This is a genomic window from Blastococcus sp. SYSU DS1024 (assembly GCF_054050795.1).
Genome location: NZ_JBJHAA010000002.1, coordinates 112,077 through 135,280, shown reverse-complemented (window position 1 = coordinate 135,280; position 23,204 = coordinate 112,077). Strand labels below are relative to the sequence as shown.

At 70.0% G+C, this 23,204-nt stretch carries 13 protein-coding genes and 1 pseudogene; 7 read left to right on the top strand and 7 right to left on the bottom strand.

Translation table 11 applies throughout. The annotated features are described in order from the left end of the window. Positions 1–46: 46 nt before the first annotated feature. From ACI79S_RS02260 to ACI79S_RS02240, 5 genes are all read right to left on the bottom strand, one after another. On the bottom strand, positions 47–1,363 hold the full coding sequence (locus tag ACI79S_RS02260) for a DUF6884 domain-containing protein (protein WP_456591817.1): 1,317 nt from the start codon (positions 1,361–1,363) through the stop codon (positions 47–49). Between the two features lie 9 nt (positions 1,364–1,372). Then, entirely contained in the window at positions 1,373–3,031 is a 1,659-nt protein-coding gene (locus ACI79S_RS02255; protein ID WP_456591816.1) for an NERD domain-containing protein, read from the bottom strand. 159 nt (positions 3,032–3,190) lie between these two features. Further along, complete coding sequence (locus tag ACI79S_RS02250) at positions 3,191–3,745, bottom strand: matrixin family metalloprotease (protein WP_456591815.1); 555 nt, start codon at positions 3,743–3,745, stop codon at positions 3,191–3,193. Between the two features lie 138 nt (positions 3,746–3,883). Beyond that, positions 3,884–4,120 carry a hypothetical protein gene (locus tag ACI79S_RS02245; RefSeq protein WP_456591814.1) on the bottom strand — a complete coding sequence of 79 codons (237 nt, stop codon included), beginning with the start codon at positions 4,118–4,120 and terminating at the stop codon, positions 3,884–3,886. A gap of 148 nt (positions 4,121–4,268) precedes the next feature. Beyond that, positions 4,269–4,907: a hypothetical protein gene (locus tag ACI79S_RS02240; protein ID WP_456591813.1), complete on the bottom strand. Its 639-nt coding sequence runs from the start codon at positions 4,905–4,907 to the stop codon at positions 4,269–4,271. A gap of 164 nt (positions 4,908–5,071) precedes the next feature. Between ACI79S_RS02240 and ACI79S_RS02235 the strand changes: the two genes are divergently transcribed. From ACI79S_RS02235 to ACI79S_RS02225, 3 genes are all read left to right on the top strand, one after another. Beyond that, positions 5,072–5,854 (top strand): thioesterase family protein, encoded by a 783-nt coding sequence (locus ACI79S_RS02235; protein ID WP_456591812.1) that lies wholly within the window; start codon positions 5,072–5,074, stop codon positions 5,852–5,854. A 91-nt stretch (positions 5,855–5,945) separates the two neighbouring features. After that, positions 5,946–7,340: an ADP-ribosylglycohydrolase family protein gene (locus tag ACI79S_RS02230; protein ID WP_456591811.1), complete on the top strand. Its 1,395-nt coding sequence runs from the start codon at positions 5,946–5,948 to the stop codon at positions 7,338–7,340. A gap of 129 nt (positions 7,341–7,469) precedes the next feature. Then, positions 7,470–9,035: a hypothetical protein gene (locus ACI79S_RS02225; RefSeq protein WP_456591810.1), complete on the top strand. Its 1,566-nt coding sequence runs from the start codon at positions 7,470–7,472 to the stop codon at positions 9,033–9,035. Between the two features lie 68 nt (positions 9,036–9,103). Here ACI79S_RS02225 and ACI79S_RS02220 read toward each other — a convergent pair whose 3' ends face one another. Beyond that, positions 9,104–9,694 carry a hypothetical protein gene (locus tag ACI79S_RS02220; RefSeq protein WP_456591809.1) on the bottom strand — a complete coding sequence of 197 codons (591 nt, stop codon included), beginning with the start codon at positions 9,692–9,694 and terminating at the stop codon, positions 9,104–9,106. A gap of 528 nt (positions 9,695–10,222) precedes the next feature. After that, positions 10,223–11,385: pseudogene (locus tag ACI79S_RS02215) on the bottom strand (IS3 family transposase). Between the two features lie 452 nt (positions 11,386–11,837). Between ACI79S_RS02215 and ACI79S_RS02210 the strand changes: the two are divergent. Genes ACI79S_RS02210 through drmB form a run of 4 tightly spaced genes read left to right on the top strand, consistent with a single transcriptional unit; the run spans position 11,838 to position 23,188 of the window. Further along, positions 11,838–16,469: a DEAD/DEAH box helicase gene (locus ACI79S_RS02210; RefSeq protein WP_456591808.1), complete on the top strand. Its 4,632-nt coding sequence runs from the start codon at positions 11,838–11,840 to the stop codon at positions 16,467–16,469. After that, complete coding sequence (locus ACI79S_RS02205; RefSeq protein ID WP_456591807.1) at positions 16,466–18,268, top strand: UvrD-helicase domain-containing protein; 1,803 nt, start codon at positions 16,466–16,468, stop codon at positions 18,266–18,268. The genes ACI79S_RS02210 and ACI79S_RS02205 overlap by 4 nt, the downstream gene beginning before the upstream one ends. Positions 18,269–18,272: 4 nt before the next feature. Beyond that, positions 18,273–21,458, top strand: a complete 3,186-nt coding sequence (locus ACI79S_RS02200; protein ID WP_456591806.1) for a helicase-related protein — start codon at positions 18,273–18,275, stop codon at positions 21,456–21,458. Then, on the top strand, positions 21,455–23,188 hold the full coding sequence (drmB, locus tag ACI79S_RS02195; protein WP_456591805.1) for a DrmB family protein: 1,734 nt from the start codon (positions 21,455–21,457) through the stop codon (positions 23,186–23,188). The genes ACI79S_RS02200 and drmB overlap by 4 nt, the downstream gene beginning before the upstream one ends. The last annotated feature ends 16 nt before the right edge of the window (positions 23,189–23,204 follow it).

Here is a 23,204-nt window from a genome sequence, read left to right as displayed (position 1 = left end):
GGCGCAGTGCGCACAGCCGTGACCGCGCGTTGCCCGGGGCTCGTGCCTAACGCTCCCTGATCGCCGAGCGAAGGGCGCTCAACGCCTTCCGCAACGGCGTCCGTGGGACGTCACGCAGGTTGAGCGGGGCGTCGGTGAGCTCCAGGAGGCGCGCCTCGCCCGCCGTCACCTGGTCCGCGGGCAGCGGCAGCGTCGCCACCCGAAGATGTGCGTGCATCCAGGCCGTGAGGTCGTCCTCGGGGAACGGCTGATCACCGGGCCGGGACAGGCAGGCGGCCAACGTCAGGCGGAACGTCGAGAAGTTGCGGTTGCCGCCCAGATGCATGGTGGCCACCCGGCCCCAGAGCGTGTTGGTCGAGCTGACGCCGTTCGGGCGGATGCCGCCCGCCCGGCCGGCGTAGATCAGCCCGGGTGAGACGTGGTGCCCGAGTCCGGCGGAGATCTCCTCGGCGCCCTGCGCGTCGGCCCACCAGCTGTAGAGCCCCGGCTGGTCGGACGCCGCCCGGCCGGCGGCGAGGAACTCGCCCGGGGGCACGGCGTTGCCCTCGTCCAACAGCCAGGCCACGTCCGGGATGCCGGGAGCCGCAGGCAAGGGTTCGTCGAGGTGCTGTGCCGGGCCGCCGTACCAGGCCAGTCGCTCGCCCTGCCGCAGCCCGGCGAGCGGCTGGACCAGCGTTGCACCCGCCCGGGCGAGCGGACCGACGAGCGGCTCGCAGTAGGCGCTGCCCGCGTGCGCCTCCACGGTCAGGCCGCGGAGGTCGTGCCGTTCACCGAGCTGTGCCACCACCCACTCCGCCCAGGCGCTGCGGTACCGGGCGGACTGCTTCGGCAGGTAGACGTCGTAGGGCGCGACGACCTCCTCGGGGTGGAGGAGGCCGAACTTGGCGCTGAGGACGTACCAGGGTCGGCCGCACCGGACGGCGAGATCCCGTGCTTTCCGGAAGGCGGCCCCTGTGAAGAGCTCTGCCGCGGGCGCCGAGCCGGTCGCCTTGGAGCCGGAGCAGCCGACGAGGACGACCTCGGCAACAGGATCGGCGGTCGCGGAGCCCCCGGTGCGCTGTCCCGGCTGCGCGAGCGGCGGGGCCGGTGTCGGCGTCGTCGGATCCGCCTCGGAAGGCGACGAGCCGCCCTTCCACGAACTGGTCGGGAAGCCGAGCCGGCCGAGGACGTCCAGCGCCCGGTGGGACGTGAACGCCGACCGTTCCGACCCGGTTGCCAGAGCGAGGACCTGCTTCGGCGGCCAGCGCGTTCCGTCGACGTCGACCCAGTGCGTGCGGAGTTCGTCGGGAGCGGCGTCGCGCAGCGCCGCTCGGACGGCCTCTGCGTCCAGTGAGTACGGGACACCCTCGAGCACGAACCCCACGGCTCTCCCTCAGCCGGTGGGCGTCGAGTCGGCGGACTGCGCGAGCCGTTGAGCCACGGCCGGGCCGCCCACCCGCCGGATCAGCTCCAGGTCGCCGCAGACCACGAGCAGGTCGCGGGCGCGGGACAGCCCGACGTACAGCATCTCGCGGGCGCGCTCCTCGTCCCGGAAGCCGTTGACCGCGAGGACGACCGCCGGCCGCTCCAGGCCCTTGAAGCCGAGCACGTGCCCGTAGAACAGGTCGTCGTCGCCCCAGAAGGAGTCCCAGTAGGCGTCCTGGCCGGCGGTCTGGCGCTCCGCCTGGACGGGGTGCCGCCGATAGGTGGTCAGCAGCGCCACCGACTCGGCCGGCCATCCGGCGTCCAGGAGCGCGGCCGCCTCGTCGTCCGCCGCGCCGATGGCGTCGTCGGTGTCGCACTGGACGAAGCGCACCGGGACGCCGTCGCCACCGCGGTAGCGCATCTGGCTGGTGGTCAGGCTGCCGAACGTGCCCGCGATCTGCTTGGTGTTGCGCAGGTTCTCGTCGAGGTCGAAGGGCGTCAGCGCGACCGGTGGGCGGCCCTGGCGCGCGAAGACCCGCTGCCCCTCGTCGGCGAACACGTAGAGGCAGCCTTCGTCCGGTGAGCGCAGCGCGGCCAGGACGGCCGGCCACCAGCTCTCGGCGAAGTCCTGCGCCTCGTCGATGACGATCGCGTCGAAGCGGTCGGCCACGGGCAGCGCGCCGGCGAGCTCCACCATGCGCTCGGGAAGGTACTCCTCCCAGTAGCCGCTGTCGTCGTCCGATCCCGGGGTGACGCCCCAGTCGATGCCCAGCCCGTGGAACGTTCCGACGTAGGCCGGGCGCTCCTTCGGCTTCCACGTCTCGACCCGGCGGCGGAGGTACTCGGCCAGGCCGCGGGAGTAGCACATCACCGCGACCCGCTCCCCCTCGAGCGTCAGCCGGCGGGCCTTCTCCAGCGCGAGCCAGGTCTTCCCCGAGCCGGCCCCGCCGCGCACCTCGACCCGCCGGTTGGAGCGCAGCCAGTCGAGGACGCGCGCCTGGTCGCGGGTGAGCAGGTCGCACTCGGCCTCGCGCTCGTGCAGCGTCGCGAGCAGGTCCTGCTGCGGGATGCCGACCCCGGCGAGGCAGTCGACGAACGCCTCGACGTCCTCGGCCGTCGGCGGCTCGACGTCGCTCTCCCACTGCCGCAGCGCGCTCGCCACCCGGGCCGCTGCCTGCGACAGGTCCGCCTTGTCCAGGACCATCCAGCGGGGCGCGTCGGGGGCGGCGAAGTCGTCCGGCAGCGTCGTCGCCGGCAGGGCGACCAGGTGGACCATGCGCGGGTCGCCGGCCGTCCAGCGACGGTCCCGGCGCAGGTAGTCGCGCAGCAGGTACTTGCAGCGCAGCGCCTGCTCGACCGGCCGGATCTGCTTGTCGATCCCGCCGCCGACCTGCCGCCACTCCCCGCCGCGGAGGTGGACGCTGCCGCCCTTGACCTCGATGACGGCGATCCCGAAACCCGGCCAGGCGACGATGACGTCGGCCTCGCGGTCCTCCCGGCGGTCGCTGAACCGCTGGCCGCAGACCATGACCGCGTCGTCGGGAAGCTGGTCGCGCAGCGCCTCGGCGAAGAGCCGCTCGGCGTGCGACTCGAAGACGGGACTGCTCGGGAAGACGCGCGCCGTCATGCGCGCACCGCGGACGTGGTCATGCCTCTGCCCCCGTGGCCGGCTCGGATGGATCGTCCCGGCAGCGTGACATGCCACACCGACATCTCCGCCGAACCGGGAGCCGAGTTCTCCACGCAGGGCACATCTGCCTCCGCCCGACGTTCCCCGGCAGTCCGCTCACACGGTCGGGACGCACTCCCCTCCCCCGAGCTGGGACAGACCGGTCAGGTCACCAGTGGCGAAGTCCAGCACGGTGTCCGTCATCGGGTGCATCAGCTGACCGGGGTCCGCGACGTGTGCGAGTCCGACCAAGTGGGCGAGCTCGTGGAGGACGACGGCGCGCGCACCCGCGACCCCAGCCGGATGGGCGAGCATGTCCTGGAAAGCGTCCGCGTCCAGTCCTACGACGCCGGTGACGAATACCCGCGGGCCGCCGGGCGGTTCCACGATGGCGCTGCCGGCGAGCCCGGCGACATAGCCGGCCAGCTCCGGATTCTCGGCCTCCGTCTGCCATGACACGAGCACGGGCGCCCAACGGTCCCCGTAGCGGTCCGGCTGGAAGCTCGAGCGCTCCTCCCACGCTGACTCGTCGGTGGCGCCGTCGAAGACGAATCGCAGGCCGGTGACGTCGGTAACCCTGGCGAAGGCTTCGTGGACCAGCGCGTCTCCCCCGGGCGGCGCATGGTCGGGACGGATGACGTAGTGGATCGGTCGGCAGGGGTCGTAGGCCACGGGTCGCTCGCCGTCGTCCTGCACTTCGATGAAGAGGTGGGTGCCACCGGGACTCGGTGCCGGCACGGGGGGTGCCGAGCGGGGCATCAGCGGCGTCGAAGCCGGGCGTCGGCCAGTTCGCCGGTCTGGCGTCGCCGATCACCCCTCCGACACCTCGGGGGTCGAGCACCACGGCGCAGAGGAGACCCACGCCCGCCAGGACGGCGACCAGGTATGCCAGACGACGGCCGCGGCGCCGGGCCGGGCCGGGCGCATGAACGACGGACGGGGTGACCAGGTGCGCCAGGGCTCCGGGGTGGGCGCCCGACCGCTCGCCTCGTCGAGCACCCACTGCGGCACCCGGCCGGTGCGCGACGTCCGGAGGCCGGAAGGCACCCGGCCCGGTCCTGCACCATTCCGCACTGTCGATCCCCCGCACTCGCCGCTGGCCTGACGTCCTCCCATCGGAACCTCCGCCGGCCCGGAGGAGGCCGACGGCGGGCTGCCTACTCCCGACGGGCGAGGCCTTGGCGACGGGCGGGGATCAGGGATCGATGAAGTGCTCGACGCAGGTCGCGCAGGCCCCCTCTGCGGCGACGAACGCTTCGGGCGCGGTGGACCGGCGGCAGGTGCGGCACCAGCGGAAGGACCGGCGCCGGTGCGACGCGATGGCCTCCGCCATCTCGGCCACGAGGTCCGGCTGGTGCAGGACGTCGTCCCGGGTCAGCCGCGGCTCGTCACCCATCAGCGGGCCGGGACGGCGCTGTCCCCAGGATGTCAGTGGCCGGGCCAGGACGAACCACGGGCCCTGCACGCCCAGCGCGAGCTGCGCCGGCTCCCCGCCGACGAACCACCGCACGCCGTCCTGGCCGTCGGCCGCGCTCTCGCGCCGCCACCCGGTACCCAGTGCCCGGACGAGGTCGGCGTGCCCGACGTCGAGCAGCCCGGCCAGCTCGGCCTCGTCGGCGGTGGGGTCGGACTCGCTCCCCCACTCCAGGTCGCAGCTCCGGCAGACGAAGGCCGGCTGCTCGTCCATCACCAGGCAGCCGCCGAGTGCGACCCGCCCGTGTTCCGCCTGCTCGAAGAGGTCGCCGCCCGGCAATCCGTAGACGACCGGGATGGAGTCCTCCCGCCCGCATCCGGGGCACACCCGCCCCGCCTGCACACCGACCGATCCGCCCATGCCACCCCCTGGTCCGCGCCGTCCCCGTGGCGGCAGGGCGGACCATGACAGGCACCACCGACAGCAACCGGCCGTCCGCAGAGCCGACCGCCGCAGCGCCACCCGATCGGGCGACGGCACGTCCGCCCGACTACCGGGTGACCGCCTCGGCCAGACTGCAACGCATGGAGTTCGAGGCCTTCTACCTGCCGCTGGGCGACAACCGGTTCGCGCCCACCCGGGCCACCGAGAGCCCGTGGGACCACAGCGCCCAGCACGGCGGACCGCCGTCCGCGCTGCTCGCCCACCTCGCCGCCGCCGCCGCCCGCGCTACGGGGGGAGGCTCCCGCCCGGCGCGGATCAGCGTCGACTTCTTCGGCGCCATCCCCCGCCGCGAGCTGGCCGTCGAGGTGTCCCCCGTCCGCCCGGGACGGCGGATCGACCTGACCGAGGCGGTGATGACCGTGGACGGCCGCACCGTCGCCGTCGCCCGCGTGTGGTCGCTCGCCGTCGGACCCACACCGCCGGTGGTCACCGAGCTCAACCCGCCACCGGCTGTCCCCGATACCTCGCCGGAGGTGCTGTTCGGCCTGCCCGACTGGGGCTTCGGACAGGCCCTGGAGTGGCGCTACACCGCCGGGTCACCGCAGGAACCCGGGCCCGCGGACGTCTGGACCCGGGTGTGCGTCCCCCTGGTTGCAGGGCTGCCCCTCACCGGTCTCGACCGCGCGCTCATCGCCGCCGACGCCGCCAACGGCATCTCCGTGGAGCTGCCCATCGACAGCTGGTGGTCCATCCCGCCGGGCATGACCACCCACCTGACCCGCGAGCCGGACGGCGAGTGGGTGCACCTCGCCTGCCGCACGCAGATCGCCGCCGACGGCATCGGGCTGTGCCACGGCGAGCTGTCGGACGAGCGCGGTTCGATCGGCGAGGTCGCCCAGCCGCTGCTCGTCCAGGCCCGCTGACAAGGCACCATCTCTTCACCTGGCCATGCGGCACGGGTCCGCCGGCACGACCGCACCCGTCCACCTCTCCGCCGTCGCCCAGGAGGCTTGAGTGACCCAGCGCATGCACCGCTCCCACCGCGTGGCGGGCGCCCTCGTCGGCTCGGCCGTCGGTGACGCGCTCGGTGCACCGTTCGAATTCGGCCCGCCGGGGCAGTTCTCCACCCGCTTTCCCTCCCCCGCGCGCGGCTCGAAGACGGAGATGTGCGGCGGTGGGTCGCTGGGCTGGGAGCCGGGTGAGTTCACCGACGACACACAAATGGCGCTGCTCGTGGCGACGTCGCTGGTGGAGCGGCGCGGGCTCGACGAGGCCGATGTCTTCCACCGGTTCCGCGCGTGGGCGGAGGCCGGGCCGCCGGACATCGGCAACCAGACCCGCACCGTCCTCGGCTCCGGCCGGCCGTGGGACGTCGCCGCGGCCGAGCACTTCACCCGGTCCGGGCACGCGGCCGGCAACGGCTCGCTGATGCGGACGACGCCGGCCGCCATCCGGTTCTCCCGTGAGGGCCGCGAGGCGACGATGGACGCCGCCCGGCGCATCTCGGCGCTGACCCACGGCGACCCGTCGGCGGGCGAGGGCTGCGCGATCTTCCACGAGCTGATGCGGGTGGCCCTGGACGGGGGCGACCCGCTGGCGGCGATCACGACGGCGCTGGAGGCGATGCTGCCCGAGCACCGTGAGCGGTGGGCGGCGGTACTGGCGCCGTCGTGGAATCCGGCGGACGCGACGGAGCCGAACGGCGCGGTGTGGCCGACGCTCGGCCAGGCGGTGTGGGCGCTGCGGCACGGCCGGGACTTCGCCGAGGTGCTACGGCTGGTGATCGATCTAGGCGGTGACACCGACACTGTGGCCTGCGTCGCCGGCGGGCTGGCCGGTGCGGTGTTCGGCATGGGCGGCATCCCGAGCCGATGGGCGTCGGCGGTGCACGGCAAGGTGCCCGGCCATGGCAACAAGGTCTGGCGGCTGGCCGACCTGCAGCAGCTCGCCGCCACGCTGGACGGCGGTGTGCAGCAGAACTACGACCCGGGCGTGATCCCACGGATCGGCCCGACCGAGGTCCTGCCCGGCATCTGGGCCGGGAACCTCGACGGCGCCCGGTTCAGCGACAAGGACTTCGCCGTCATCTCGCTGTGCCGGCTGGGCGAGCCGTTCCCGCACCCGGTGCACCGGATGGCCTACATCGCCGACAACGACCACAACGCCGACCTCGACGTCATGCTCGCCGACGTCCTGGACGACATGGCGGCGCTGCAGGAGGAGGGGCACCGGCTGCTGGTGCACTGCCACGGCGGCGCCTCCCGCACCGGGCTGGTGCTGCGCGGCTGGCTGGTGCGCGAGCAGGGCATGTCGGTCGAGGAGGCGACGGCGCACGTCGCCGAGCGCTGGCCCCACCTAGGCCTGTGGAACGACAGTTTTGCCGCAGCGCTGCACCGTCTCGAGACGTGACGGAACAGGGGACCAAGCCGAAATAACGAACGCAGGAGTCTCAACCGTCGCCGTGGGCGCGGGCGTCACGTTCCGGCGAGGACCCATGCATACAGTCCTGCTGAAGGCCGGAACGATAACGGGGGAAGCATGGACGCACACGTCGACATGTGGGACGAAAAGCCGGGCACGGACGCTGTCCACCGGGCCGAGGACCAAGCCGCCGTCGCACTCGTCGAGACGTCGGTGCCCGGCCTATACCTGGCCAGTGGGGACCTGTCCGTTCTCGGCACCCACGTCGTGCCGCTGACGTTCGACGCCGGAGCGGCAAGGTCGAAGGCGACCAACGTGGCGGCTAAAACGGTGGGCGGCGCGAACCTGGCCGCTCAGGTGGCCCACGGCATCAACTCGGCACGGGGCCTGGTTCGCCTCTCCCCGGACACCATCGCTGCCATGAAGGCAGGGGCGACGCCGCTCACCAAGGATGGCTGGAACCTCGGAACGCTGAAGAACGGCAACCAGTTCGCGCACTCGGTGCGCTGGGCTCCGGCTGGCGCCCAGGGTGCCGCCTCGGTCGCCGCATCCGCCGGCCCTGCGGCGGCGATCATGGCCATCCAGGCGCAGCTCGCCGAGATCTCCGAACTGGTGGAGGAGAACATCGCTCTCACCCGGTCGCTGCTTCAGGCGGTCGAGGACGAGCGGTGGGCGACCGCCAAGTCGCACTTCGACGCGATCGCCGAGGAGTTCGGCCATGCGAACGCGCTGGGGGAAGTGACACCCAGCATCTGGGCACAAACGCAGGCCCAGGCGAGCGAAACCAAGCTGCGCGAGCTGCTGGAGCTGTCACTGCGGGCCGCGCGGCGGCACCACGAGGAGCTCACTGCACTGGAGAACTCGACAGCCCGCCGTGCCTGGCTGGACACGAACGCCCGGAACGTCACTCAGGAGGCGCAGACGCTGCTGATGGCGCACAGCGCGTGGCTCCGCTACCAAGCGCTGCGCGCGGGGTACCTCTACCGCACCGCCGCGGACGATCCCCAGGATGCCGCTCTCCTCGAACGGGTTCTCGCGGGGGCCCAGCGGAGGGATGCAGAGGTGCGCGCGGTGGCCTTCCCTCTTCTCGAGGACGTCTACCGGCTGCTGCGCATGCTGGACGAAGGCACGGGGTCCGCCTGGAAGAAGCTATTCCCGGGCGCGCGGGACCGAGAAGCAGTACGCGATGCGGCCGGCCGCGTCGCAACTCAGCTCGGCGCACTTGCCAGCCATCACGGCGCCTATGAGGCCGATCCGCCACCGGCCCCGGTCGATTTCGCCCTCCTGCCTCACACCCCGTTGAAAGCGATCACCTCGCGGCTCCGCTGGATCCTCCGGGAGAGCGAGGCGTTGGTCGCGGTGACGAAGTCCGGCGGTTGGCTGGAGCTGGAGCGCTACCTCGTGTTCACGAGCAGCCGCATCCTCATCGTCCGCCAGGGCAACTTCCTCAGTGACGGGGACGTCGACCAGGACGTCCCGTGGACCTCGGTGCGGAGCATCGCCAAGGTTCCCGACAGCGATCGGGACGACGGGTTCGACCTCCGGATCGAGCACGGGGCAGCCGAGAAGCCGGATGTCCGCACATTCGCGCTGCGCGACTCGTCGCTGACCCACCGCGGAGATGATTTCGTGGAAAGTCTGACCGCCCTCGTGGGCGGGGCGGCTCGCGCGCTCGAGGCCTGAGGACCCGAATCGCCGGGGGGCGGGGCTGTCGGCCGCTGCGGATTCGTGAGGCGCGGCGGCCGGAGGTGTCAGTCGCAGAAGTCGCAGCGTCCCGAAGCCGGGAGCGCCGTCCAACACGTGGTGCAGGTCCGCGGAGGGGACGGCGGGGTGGGGGCGGCAGGACGGCGAGCCCGCGGCTCCAGCTGCGGCCGGCCGGCCTCCTTCGTCGTGTAGAGCTCTGTCATCTGCGTCGCCGCGTCGTCGGGGACGTCATCGCAGTACGCCCGGTAGCACGTCAGGCGGTCAGCGGCCGCGGCACGCTGCCGTTCGACGGAGGAGTCGAAACCCGCAGGGTGCTCGTGATTGACGTAGCCGTCGCCGACGCCCTTCGCCCCCACCCGTACCACCAGGGCGGACAGAGGGGGCTTGCCGCCGGTGAGCGTGGCGGCCTGCAGCGGTCCCAGCACCTGCCTCGCCCACTGGTGCGGCAGCATCCTGGTGCGGTACCCGGTGGCGTCGAAGACCCGTTCGCGGAGCTGCTCGTAGGTGATCGTCGCGCCGTATTCGGCCGCGACGTGCTCGAGGATGACCTCGGTGGCCTGTGTCCAGGCGGCCACTGCGACCGGCCAGTCGACCTTCCTGGTCGGGGCGGAATCGTGCCACGTGCCCGGGTTCGTCACGTCACCCTCCTCAGAACAACTTATCCGACCGCTGAGGAAGCGCTTCTGCCACCGGCGCTCGCCATCGCCCACGTTGGGGTAGACCGTCGGGCGAGCGGTTTCCCGTCAACGCTCATCTTGGTGGAAGGGCCTGCGCAGTGGGTCGGCTCGGGGGCGGTGGCTGCTGGCGAGCCTCGGCTCGGCGGAGTCGGTAGCTGATCTACGCATCGTCCTGGCGGAGACCGCAGCAAGCCGTGCCGACCGACCCGCGCTGTGGACAGCCCGCGATCGCCAGGTGTCTGTCCCCCGACATGCGGATCTGCATGCCAGCGCCGGCTCGCCAGCGCGCTGGAGCGCCAACACCGGCCACTCCCGTCCGCCCAGGGGCACATGAAGAGCGCATGGTACGACTTGTTGAGCAGGGCCTCGGCGCCGACGGCCGCGACCACGCACACAAGATGTTCGGCCTCGTGGTCGTGGTAGCAGCACAGCTCGACGTCCACGGCGACGGGACTGTCTCGAGTTCAGCAGACTCGTCGGGTGTGGTGATCAGGCCGCGGTAGCGGCGAGGCTGAGTGTCTCGTACTCGACTGGGGTGAGTCGTCCGAGACGGCGTTGCCGGCGCCGGCGGTGGTAGGTCCGCTCGATCCAGGTGATGATCGCCAGCCGTAGTTCTTCTCGAGTCGCCCACCGCTGCCGGTCGAGCAGGTTCTTCTGCAGCAGTGCGAAGAACGACTCCATCGCCGCGTTGTCACCGCAGGCACCGACCCGGCCCATCGAGCCGACCAGGCCGTTGTTCTTGATCGTGCGAACGAAGGCATTCGACCGGAACTGGCTGCCGCGGTCGGAGTGCACCGTCGTGCCTACCGGGCTGCGGCGGACGATGGTGTTGCGCAGCGCCGCCACCGCCCAGGGAGGCCCTCATCCGCGAGTCGATGGAGTAGCCGACGATCAGGCCTGAGTAGACGTCCTTGATTGCGCAGAGGTAGAGCTTGCCCTCGGCGGTGTGTTCGGGATGTCGGTCAGCCACAGCTTGTTGGGCGCGGTGGCGATGAAGACGCGGTCGACCAGGTCGTCGTGCACCGGCGGGCCGGCCTTCCGGTTCAACCCCCGCTTCTTCGCGAAAATCGACCAGATTCGCTGCTGCGAGCACAACCGGGCGACGCGGTTCTCACCTGCGGCGATGCCTTGCTCGCTGAGATCGTCGGCGATGAATCGGTAGCCGCCGGCGGGGTCGTCGCGGTGGATGTCGTAGGCGGCGTTGATCAGCTGCGCGTCGTCCCAGTCGCGCTGGCTCACCGGGTTCTTGCGCCAGGCGTAGTAGGCCTGCTTGGAGAAGCCCAGCACCCCGCAGGTCACCGCCAAGGGGATGTGCTCGGCGGCGAGTCCACGGACCAGCGGGTAGGTCATTCTGGGAGGACGTCGCGGGCGAAGTAGGCCGTCGCTCGGCGCAGAATCTCGTTCTCCTGCTCCAGCAGCTTGTTCCGCCGGCGCAGCTCCCGCAGCTCGGCAGACTCGTCCTGGCCACCACCGCCTCGGTCACCGCTGGCCGGTGGCGCGAGGCCGTCCTCCCGGTCGGCAATTTTCAGCCAGCGCTGCAGACAGGACTCTGAAATCCCGAAGTCTCGCGCGACTTGGGAGATCGACGCCTCGCCCTTGCGGGCCACGGCGATCACGTCACGCCGGAACTCCGGCGGGAACGGCTTGGGCACGGTGCTGATCCCTCCAGCGAGGCCGAAGCCTCACAGGCAAGGAGTCAACCGAACCCGGGGCAGTCCCTCCTGACGTTGAACGACACCACCTCGTGCGCCTTCCCCGGGCCGAGGAGCTCTACTGGGTCCGCCAGAAGCGTCCGTCCAGCGCGTGCGACGACCTCATGCGACCGATCTTGTTCGGCGCCCCCTTCCGAATGCGGTGGAGCTGCTTCGGGTGACCACTTACACGCCGCGGGCGGCCTTCTTCAGTGATGCCTGAGACTCGCAGGTGCACCACCTGGCGCACCGTCCCCACAACGGAGAACTCAGGTCTGGAAAGGCTGGAGTCTGGAGGGACATCGGCTTACGGTCCGGGTCGAGCCGCAAACGGTGGGTGGCCGAGTCTTCGGAAGTTGTCGGACTCCCCCTACCGTCCGCCGGCGTAATCAACGGGGACGGGTGAAGCGAGCGTGAACAGCAGGCGATGGGCGGGGTCTGACGGCGACGTCGGTCAGGCAGTCATCACGGAAGCGCGCCAGTGCCTGGACGCCTACCGCGCCAAGCCCAACCTCGTCGAACAAGACGCCGGCATCGAGATCTCGAACGTCGAGGGCGGGTACGGCCGCAAGCAGCTCCATGAGCTCCTCCAGAACAGCGCCGACGCGATGATCTCGAGCCCGGGCCGGGTCGCGATCGTGCTGACCGGAGACGCGCTCTACTGCGCGAACGAAGGGCAACCGCTCCGACCTTCGGGCGTCGCAGCTCTCATGGCGTCTCACCTGTCGACCAAGCGCAGCGATCAGATCGGTCGCTTCGGCCTGGGATTCAAGTCGGTGCTGGGACTCAGCGACACCCCGGAGATCATCAGCACCTCGGGCTCACTCCGCTGGGACAGGGTTCAGTCGCGGCGCCGCATCCTCGAGGTCGTTCCGACGGCGAAGCGCACTCCGGTCCTTCGGCTGGCCGAGCCGGTCGACGCCGGGCAGGCTGCAGCCGACGACCCCGTGCTCGCTGAACTCATGCAGTGGTCCACAACGGTCGTCCGTCTTCCACTTCGGCCCGATGTGGACTGGTTGTCGGACGAGCTCCAGCGCTTCCCTGCGGAGTTCATGCTCTTCAGCCCCCACGTGCGCCGGCTCGACCTCGACGATCGGAGCACGAATAGGCGACGCAGTTGGACGGCGCAGCGCGAGGGCTCTCGCGTCGAGCTGGTGGGCCCGGGCGGTTCCACCTCGTGGCACGTCTTCCGAGCGGATCACCGCCCCTCCCCCGCCGCTCGGGCCGACGCGGGTGAGATCGCCGGGCGTGACCGCATCGACGTGGTGTGGGCGGTACCGGACCGCGGCCGCGCGGCAGCCGGTCAGTTCTGGGCCTTCTTCCCCACAAACTCGCGCACGACGCTGAGCGGCATCATCAATGCACCGTTCAAGACGACCGAGGACCGCCACGACATCCTTGACGGCCCCTACAACCGGGAGATCCTCGAACAGGTGCTTCCCGGCATGGTGGCGGAGCACCTCCACGAGCTCGTCGAGCCCGACGATCCCTCGAGCATCATCGAAATCCTTCCCGCCCGCGGTCGAGAGATCAGATCCTGGGCGGACGACTCACTGAACGTGCCGGTCATGCGCGAGGTGGCGAAGGCGCCGTGCATTCCGGACATGACCGGAACACCTCGCCGTATCCCGGAAGTGAAACTGAGCCCGCGCTTCCTCACGGACCACAGTCGCTGGGCCTCGATGTGGGCAGGGGTTTCCGAAGGTCCCACGGACTGGATCCATCCATCGGTCGACGACCGGACGGAACGACGAGCCAAGGCGACGCGGCTCTACGAGATCGCGCGCGTCGCCGAGTCGACCACCGAGGAGTGGCTGCAGGCGCTCGCAGCCAGCAGTGTTCGCGGCTCCATGGTGGCCGTCCAATTGGCGGATCTGATCAACATGGGCGACGCAGCACAGCTTCAGGCTGTTCGCCGCGCAACCACCGTCATGTGCGCGGACGGACGCCTGTCCCCGCCGTTGCCCGGGAGAATTTTCCTTCCTGATCCGTCCGAGCCCGCCGGCCAAGGGTTCGTCCATCCCGAACTCGCCCGGGATCCGGAGACCGCTGCTGCGCTCGGTCGACTGGGCATTCGCCCGCTGGACGCCGTGGGTCGTCTCTCGGCCCACGTCGCCAGGATGGCAACAGGGGAGACCAAAGGTCCGGACGTGGCTCGCCTGTGGGAACTGGCGCGGCAGGTCGGGGCCGAGGAAGCCGCGCAGGCGATGGAATCCGGCTTCGGACGGGGTCGGACGCCGGTTCGCAGCCTCGCAGCGAAACCTGCACCGATCGACGCGTGCTTGCTTCCCGGCACCATCGTTCCGTCCGACGGATCGCGTGACGCCGAATTCGCGGTGGACATGCGGTTCCACGCCTCTGATCACCAGTTGCTCGCTCGGCTCGGTGCGGTTCCGGGCCCCCGCCTGACGACTCGGCCGCCTGACGAGAGCTGGTACGAGACGTGGCTGGACGAGGCTCGATCGACATTCGTGAAGGCGGCCGGCTCCTGGGGCACTCGCGTGTCCCCGACGTCCATCGTTGTGCGGCCGGGACCGACCGCTGCCCATCTGACGCTGCTGCCGAAGCTGTCCACTCTGGCGCGTGTAGCCATGACGCGCGAGGCACTGGCCCTCGCGACGCAGAGCTGGGCGGTGTACTCGGAGACCCGTGGTTCGATCGAGCCGGTCCTGTTCACCAACCCGGGTGTCTGGTGGATCCGCAAGCACGGCCTGGTGGACACCCCGCTGGGCCCGTGCCCGGTAGCGAGCGCCGTCGGTCCGGTGGAGGGCGTCGCCGCGGACCTGCTTCCGGTGCCGGTCGGCCTGGACGACAAGGCAATCACCGCCCTCGGGATCCGCACCACGGTGGACGCCGATTGGTGGTCGCGTTTTCTCGTCCTTGCCCAGGAGACCTTCGACATCACGAAGGTTCACCGTCTGTACCCGGCCGCCGCACGGGCCGGCGCAACTCGGCCACCGACTTTGCGCATCGAGCACGCGGGTGGCATCGGCGACGCACCGTCCGCAGAGGTCGTCGTCACCGACGACCCGGTCGCGTTCTCGCTCCTCAAGGACTCGGCCGACGTCGTCCTGGTCGACTCCGACCGCGACGCCGAAACTCTCCGAAACCTGTGGAAACTCGGTGACGCGCGGTCGATGCTCCGGCGCACAGTGCTGTCCGCGCCGTCGGGCGAGCCGATTCCTGTCATCGACCGGTTCCCCGGTCTCCGGGTCACCGCACCGACCGTGTCACCGTCCTACACGTTGGTGCCGTGCACCGAGCTGGCCATCGAGGTCGTCGCAGAAGAGGGATCGACGCAATCGGTGGCCGACCGTCGATCCGTCACGGAAGGCGACGTCCTCTACTTCCGGGACGACATGTCACCGACCGAGCTCCTCGAAGCGGTGAACGGCGGATTTCGTCTGGGGCTCGATCAGCGACAGCTGCAGCAGACGATCGAGATCGGTCTTCGCCGGGAGCAGAGCGACGTCGCCAAGAAGGTCCGGGCCGCCTCGTCGGTCGACGACAAGCTCCTTGCACTGGCCGGCGAGGAAGAGCTTCGCAAGCTCGTGCCGGCGGAGGCGATCGAGGTCGCGCAAGCACGCCAGCGGCGCAAGCTCGAACCGGTCGAGATCGCGCGGATGGCCAGAACCGCAGCCGGGACCCAGATCATCCGGAAACTCACCCCGGCCATCGAAGCTAGGGGCATCACGGTGCCCACCGTGCTCAACGGGGGCAGCACAGCTGCTGCCTTCACCGAGAAGCTCGGGCTGCCCGACGAGTACGCGGGCTCACGTACGCCACAGCGAGCGGCCGTACAACTCGTGGACGGCCCGGTTCGGCTGCCCCGGCTCCACGACTACCAGGCCGAGACCGTCGAGCGAGTCCGGAAGGTGCTCCGGGCGGAGGGGCTGAGCCGAGGGCTTGTCGCGCTGCCGACCGGATCAGGCAAGACACGCGTCGCGGTCGAGGCGGTCATCGACCACATCCGCGAGGAGGACCCCGAGGCCCTCGTCGTCTGGATCGCCCAGAGCGACGAGCTCTGCGAGCAGGCCGTCGAGACGTGGTCGTACGTGTGGCGAGCCGTCGGGGCGCACCGGACGAGTCTCACCGTCAATCGCCTCTGGGCCTCCAACGACGCCGCGCGGGTCAAGAGCGGGGCGCAGGTCGTCGTGGCGACCGACGACAAGTTGAGCTCCGTCTCCATCCAGGACCGGTACGACTGGCTGAAGCAGGCGTCGATCGTCGTCGTCGACGAGGCCCACACCTCCGTGTCGAAGACGTACACGGCGCTGTTCAACTGGCTTGAGCGCGGCACTCGTCAGCGCGAACGCCCGTTGCTCGGTCTTTCGGCCACCCCTTACCGAGGCACGAACGAGGACCAGACGAAGCAGCTCGTCAATCGCTACGACGGGAACCTCCTGACCGACGGGCTCTTCGATGAGGAAGACCCGCACCTGTACCTCCAAGGGCTTGGCATCCTCGCCCGCGTCCGGCACGAGGAGCTCGAGGGCATGCGCCTGACGCCGTTGCGCTTCTCGAGCAGTACGGACGACGGCGACGGCTCCCATCTGCTCGAGAACCGCATCGACCTGGCGCAGGTGGCCCGGGACGAGGACAGGAACCACCGCATCATCGACTCGCTCCTCAAGGTCGGGCAGGATTCGACGGCGCTCGTCTTCGCCGCATCGGTCCAGCATGCGGAGATCCTGGCCTCTGTTCTGGATGCCGAAGGTCTGCCTGCAGCGTCCATCTCCAGCTACACCACCCCGGCCGAGCGCCGGGAACGGGTTCGCCAGTTCCAGTCGGGTGACATCAGGGTGCTGACGAACTACAACGTTCTCTCCCAAGGCTTCGACGCGCCGAAGGTCGGTGCCGTCTACGTCGTCCGGCCCACCTTCAGCCTCAACCGCTACCAGCAGATGATCGGTCGGGGTCTCCGGGGTCCGCTGAACGGTGGCTCCGAGGAGGTCCTCATCGTCAACGTCAAGGACAACATCGACGCCTTCGGCGAGCGGCTCGCCTTCCACCACTTCGACGCTCTGTGGCGGGAGCGCGCATGAGTGTCGAGCTCGACAACAGTCAGCGCGCCGTCGTCGAGGCCGACGCCACCGAGCGCCTGTTGGTGATCGCCGGAGCGGGCCGTGGTAAGACGGAGGTCATCGCCGGCCGGGTCGACGAGCTGGTCCAGTACCACGGGTTCAACCCGGCCGAGGAGCTCCTCGTCCTGACTTTCTCGCGCGCCGCCGTCGCCGCGGCCCGTCGCCGGCTGGAGCAGCGCGGTACCGGCGCGGTCGGCATCAGTACCTTCGACTCGTTCGCGAGCCAGCTCCTGCTGGAGGCCGGGGAGGATCCGTCCTCGATCGGCGGATTCGACAGGCGGATCAGGGCCGCGACCGATGTCCTACGCCGCGAGGACCTGACGCGCGTAGGTCTCCTTCGACACGTCCTTCTGGACGAGGTCCAAGACCTCGTCGGAGATCGGGCGGAGCTCGCCCTGGCGCTGCTCGAGCAGGTCGACGCGGACTGCGGCTTCACCGCCCTCGGCGACCCCCTCCAGGCGATCTACGACTGGCAGCTCGAGGATGCCCAGAGCAGGACCACGTCGCAGCAGTTCATGAGCCGCCTCGTCGACGACCTCGGCGCGCGTCGCACGGCCTTGGAGGTGGACTACCGCGCCCGCGGCAAGGAACCTCGCTGGGTCGTCGAGCTGGGCGAATCCATCCGCTCCTCGGACGAACCCGCGGCGGCCGTGGCCGCCGTCTCCGACTTCGTCGACATCCTCCTGGATCTGGGGCCCTTGGCCGACGCCACCAACCTCGTGGACCGTTCTCCGGCGACGACCGCCGTGCTGTGTCGGACGAACGGCCAAGCCCTCACGGCCTCGAAGCTGCTTCGTGAGGCAGGCGTCCGCCACGTCCTCCGCCGTCCCCTCCGGGACGTGGGCGTCGCACCGTGGGTGGCCTCCGCGCTCGGATCTATGGACACGCCGGCGGTCGACCGCCACGAGGTAATCGATCTGATCGCTGCAGCAGCTCCCGGAGTGGATCCGGAGGAGGCGTGGGTCTCCCTCAAGGAAACTGAGGGGCGTACCCACGAGCGGGATCTCCTGGACCTCGGGACGCTGCGCACGGCGCTCCGCAGCCGCTCCGTCCCCCTGGGGCTTGCGGCCTCCGATGACGCGACCGTCGTCGTGTCGACGATCCATCGCGCCAAGGGCCTGGAGTTCGACCGGGTGCTGTACATGCCCGCGGACACAAGACGTCTTCCCGCTGACGATCCCGAGGCCGAGATGAGGGTCACGTACGTGGCTCTCTCCCGCGCACGCGACGAGCTCTACGTGTGCGGGCCACCCAGGGAGGCGGTCCGAACGTCGGAGCTGCGGTCGGGCCGGTGGGCGGTACATGTCTTCCGTGGCCAGAAGCGCTATCCGTGCGGCATGGAGGCCACGTCGGCCGACGTCGACGTGTTGCAGCCGGTCACCGAGGACGGCGGCAATGGTCAGGCGGTGCAGAAGTGCCTGCTCGGGGCGGAGCTCGTGGGTGCAGCCGTCACCGCCGTCCGCGAGGACGACACGCCGGTCGAAGCCCCGCGGTACGCATTGCGGCTCACCGACGGCGACGCACTTATCGGTCGCACATCCGAGCACTTCGGCAGGGCCCTCGTATCCACCTTCGGCCGCCGACGCCCCGGCCAGTCTTGGCCTCGGCGGATCAACGGCCTGGCGGTCGCATCCGTCGAGACGGTCGCCGGCGACCCGGAATACACACGACGTGCCGGCCTCGCCGGCAGCGGCCTCTGGCTGGTGCCCCGTCTGACGGGACTGGCCTGGCCCGACTGGAAGAGCGAGTGGGAGAGCTGAACGCATGGGTCTGACCGAGAAGTACGCCTTCCGCACCGAGATGGTCCGGCGGCTGCACGACGACCTCATCGGCCCGCGTGGGGGCGACGAGCACGAGACGATCGACGAGTCCCCTCTCGACCGCTACATCGCCGGGGTGCTGTGGCCGGCCGACAGCGGCACCCAGGACGCGGTGGCGGAGGAGCCGGTCGACGGAGCCGGTGAAGAGACGGGCCCGACCGACCTCCCCGTCTCGCAGTCGCGCATGCGCTACCCCTCGTCCGCGGGCATCACCTTCACGGTCGACGCGAACGTCGTCGATGAGGTCTCCATCCGGGTCTCGGCAGCCCGGTACCTCCCTGGGGACGAGGTGCAATCCGAAGCGGACCAGCGGTCGCGTGCGCGTGATCAGCACCGGGTCACCTGGAAGCGTTCGCCTGTCCACCTCGCGCCTGTCCCGATCCGGCTCGACGGTTCGACGAGTCGTCGCCAGGAGATCGTGCCTGGACTCGACCTGTACGCCCTCGTCCGCAAGCCCTCCGACGGGCTGGTGACGGTGACTGCCGCCCTGATCAACAAGCAGCCGTCGACCGCAGGTCACCGGGACGAGAAGAGCTGGTTCCAGGTCGAGATCGAAGCGACCACGGCCGAGCCCGCGATCGTCGACCGCGCCACGTCGCCGACCATCGGCAAGGACGACGACCTCGACACCGGAGCCCTGCTGTACAGGAACGCGCACACGTTCGCGTCCGGTCACGGTTGCGCCGCCACATGGGACCGGACGGGCGCTTCGCGCGTTGCCTCGGTCCGCACGACGTTCATCCCTCAGCACTCGCTGCAACGGGCGAAGCCCAGTCCTGTGCCGGGAGCCGACCTTCGCATGTCCTTCCTGGCCCGGGCCGAGGACGAGGCGGTGCTGTCGAACCTCATTGAGGTCGTGCACGCGTACCGGCGTTGGATCGGTGAGGAGAAGTCGCGTGCCGAGCGGGACGACTGCGTCGAGGACGCACTTCGACCGGTCGCACGGCGGCACATGCAGCAGGCCGAGGAAGCCGCCGCCCGCATCGAGGCAGGGATCGATGTCCTGACGACGGATCCGGACGCGATGCGGGCCTTCCGGATCATGAACGAGGCGATGCAGCTCCAGCGGGCCCGGCAGGACTGGATCCGCAACGGTGCCGAGGGCACCGTGGACGACGGTGACGAGCAGCGGTGGTACCCGTTCCAGCTCGCGTTCATCCTGCTCAACCTCGCCGGCCTCAACGATCCTGAGCACCCGGATCGGGACACCCTGGACCTGCTGTGGTTCCCCACAGGTGGTGGAAAGACCGAGGCATACCTCGGCCTGATCGCCTTCACCATCGCGCGACGACGGCTCCGCGACTCGTCGGCCACCGGCGTGGCGGTGATCATGCGATACACGCTCCGACTACTGACCATCCAGCAGTTCGAGCGTGCCACCGCGCTCATCTGCGCACTCGAGTGCCTGCGCCGTGAGCGACCGGAACTCGGGACCGACCGCTTCTCGATCGGCCTGTGGGTCGGCGGGGCCGCAACTCCCAACACCTTGGACGACGCGCGGAAGGCCCTCAACAAGCTCGGCAAGGGGCACGACGTCGAAGAAGGCAACCCGATCCAGCTGCTCAAGTGCCCGTGGTGCGGCGGCACTCTCGGCCCGGACCAATACGCCATCGTTAACCACCCGGATCGACACCTGAGGGTCGCCTGCGGTCGGTCGGGATGCGATTTCTCCTCCGGCCTTCCGGTGCACCTGGTGGACGAGGACGTCTACCGCGAACGGCCTGAGCTCGTGATCGGCACCGTGGACAAATTCGCGCGGATGGCCTGGACCGAGAGGGCGGGGTCCCTGTTCGCGCGAGACGGTCAGGGACACCGACCCGAGCTGGTCATCCAGGACGAGTTGCACCTCATCTCCGGGCCTCTCGGTTCGATGGTCGGGCTCTACGAGACGGCCGTGGACGCGGCGTGCGCCGTCGACAGTGCGGATCCGTTCGCACCACCCCGGGGTCGCGCCAAGGTCATCGCCTCGACGGCGACGATCCGGCGGGCCACCGAGCAGGTGCACTCGGTCTTCAATCGAGAGGCTGCCCAGTTTCCGCCACCGGGGATCGATCCCGATCTCTCGTTCTTCGCCGAGCCGGCGCCGTCGACGGAGCTGGGAGACCGTGCCTATGTCGGAGTCATGGCGCCCGGCACCAGTCACCAGTCCCTCATGATCCGCGTGTACGCGTCGCTGCTGCAGAGCGCCCAGGACATCCCCGGCGATGTGGACACACGTGATCCGTACTGGACGCTTCTCGGCTACTTCAGCAGTCTGCGCGTCCTGGGTTCCGCCGAGCTCCAGGTCCGCGACGACGTCAAGATCCGCCTCGGCCTGCTCGCCCGTCTGGCCGGAACGCAGGAGCGACCCATTCGGCAACTGTCGGAACTCACGAGCCGCGTCGGGGCCCGCGAGATCCCGGAGAGGCTGAAGCACCTCGAGGTGAGGGTCGACGACCGTGGGGCCGACGACGTCGTGCTCGCGACCAACATGATCTCAGTGGGCCTCGATGTGGACCGGCTCGGAGTGATGGCCGTGATGGGCCAGCCTCAGTCGAGCGCGGAGTACATCCAGGCGACGAGCCGCGTCGGGCGCAAGCATCCTGGCTTGGTCGTCACGATGTTCAACTCCGCTCGCTCCAGGGACCGTTCGCACTTCGAGAACTTCATCCCCTTCCACCAGTCCGTGTACAGGTCCGTGGAGGCGACGAGCGCGACGCCGTTCGCCGCCCGCGCTCGTGACCGGGGTCTGCACGGCGTGCTGACGTCGATCGTCCGCCTGCTCTTCAACGACCTGAGCACCAACACCGGAGCCGGCATGGCGGCCGGTCAGCGCGACAAGCTCGAGCTGGCGGCCGCGATCATCGCCCGACGGGCTCAGGACTGCTCCGACGACGGCGACGAGACGGCTGCGCAACTCGACGACCTGGTGGAGGAGTGGCTCGGAGCCGCGGAGTCGAAGCCGGGGCTCGCCTATTGGCTGCGCAACAACTGGGACGCGTCGTTGCTCGTCGATCCCGCCACCATGCTCGTCAACGACGACATCCCTGACTTCGATCAGGGCCAGGTGCCCTGGCCGACGTTGCAGAGCCTCCGGGACGTCGACGCCGAGAGCGGCCTGTACCAGGTGGCACTGAGGAAGGAACGATGAACCAGACCCCGAAGGCGCGCCGCAGTCAGCTCATCTCGACGTTCGGCGTCGGCGGCCTCTTCCCGTCCGAGAACACCAGCTTCATGATCGCCGGCCTCGAGCACTGGGACGAGAAGCGAGCCGACGTGGCGAGCGAGCCCCGTCTGGCCCGGTCGCTCGGAGTCACGTCCCTCCTCATGCCGCCCGCGGGCGGCCGTCGGGACGTGCCCGTCGTCAGGTTCCCGCAGATGCAGATCTGCCCGAGCTGCCGACGGATCGGTCTCCCGTCCGATTTCCGATCACCGTGGAACCAGGCGGTGTGCAACCTCTGCCGCCCGTCCGCTCCGCTGACTCCGTCCCGTCTCATCGTCGCCTGCCGCATGGGCCATGTCGGGGAGTTCCCCTACTTCAGCTGGGCGCACGCCGGCCGAGGGGAACGGTCCGAGGGCAAGCACGAACTGCGTCTGGTCAGCCGCGGCCGGACCTCGTCCCTGGCGGACCTGATCGTCGAATGCTCCTGCGGGATCCCGCCCGTGGGGCTGGACGGCTCCTTCGATGCTGCGGCGCTGAAGGGCATCACCCGCTGCCGGGGAGAACGTCCCTGGTTGGGCCCGAATGCGTCCCAGGAGTGCGACGAGACACCCTGCACGCTGCAGCGAGGCGCGTCGAACGTGTGGTTCCCCGCCGTCCGGTCGGCGATCTCCATCCCTCCGTTCTCGGAGGCACTCGCTCGGTTCGTGGACCGGGAATGGGACTCACTCAGATCCCCCGAGTCGGTCGATGCGCCGTGGCTCATCGACGGCCTGGTGAAGAAGAGCCGTGGGCGGTTCACTGCGGAGCAGATCATCGGCGAGACGCGTCGCCGTCACGAGGCCGAGGCGGCAGAGGACGACCTGACCGAGGCGTCCCTACGCCGGGACGAGTACCGGGCCCTCCTGGAGGGACGTCCGGAAGAGCGGGACGGCTCCGACTTCGTCTGCCTGGAAAGGCCTGTACCGGCCGAGCTCGCCGATCATGTCTCGGCCGTCCGGAAAGTGACCCGACTCCGTGAGGTCCGCGCCTTGTTCGGCTTCTCGCGGTTGTCCGCGGTGTCCGACCCCTCGGATCCCCGATTGTGCCAACTCAGCCAGCACCGACAGACCTGGCTGCCCGCGATCGAGGTACTCGGGGAAGGCGTCTTCCTCCAGATCGACACCGCGGCCGTTCAGCGCTGGGCGCACGACCGCTTCGCAGAGCGGAGAAGGAAGCTCCTGCAGGACGCGTCCGACAAGGCCGATCAGGCAGCCCGTCGACCACCCTCACGGGAGGTCGACATCGCTCACGTCCTGCTCCACACGTTCGCCCACGTACTGATCGACCAGCTGGCGCTCGAGGCGGGTTACCCGGCAGCCTCCATCCGCGAGCGGCTGTACGTCGACGATTCGATGTCCGGGGTTTTGCTGTACACCGCCACGTCGGACTCCGCCGGAAGTCTGGGCGGCCTGGCGGCTCAGGCGGAGGAGGACCGCGTCGGTCGACTGGTCGTCGACGGCCTCGAGCGGCTGTCGTGGTGCTCCTCCGACCCCGTGTGCATCGAGTCGGTCGGCACCGGGACCGACGGGCTGAATCTCGCGGCCTGTCACGCCTGCGTCCTCGCCCCGGAGACGTCGTGCGAGGAGCAGAACGTCCTGCTCGACAGGGCTCTTCTTTTCGGGACGCCTGACGAGCCGGGCGAAGGCTTCTTCAGCTCCTTCGCTTCGAACGGCCTGTAGGAAGCACATCGCGAGG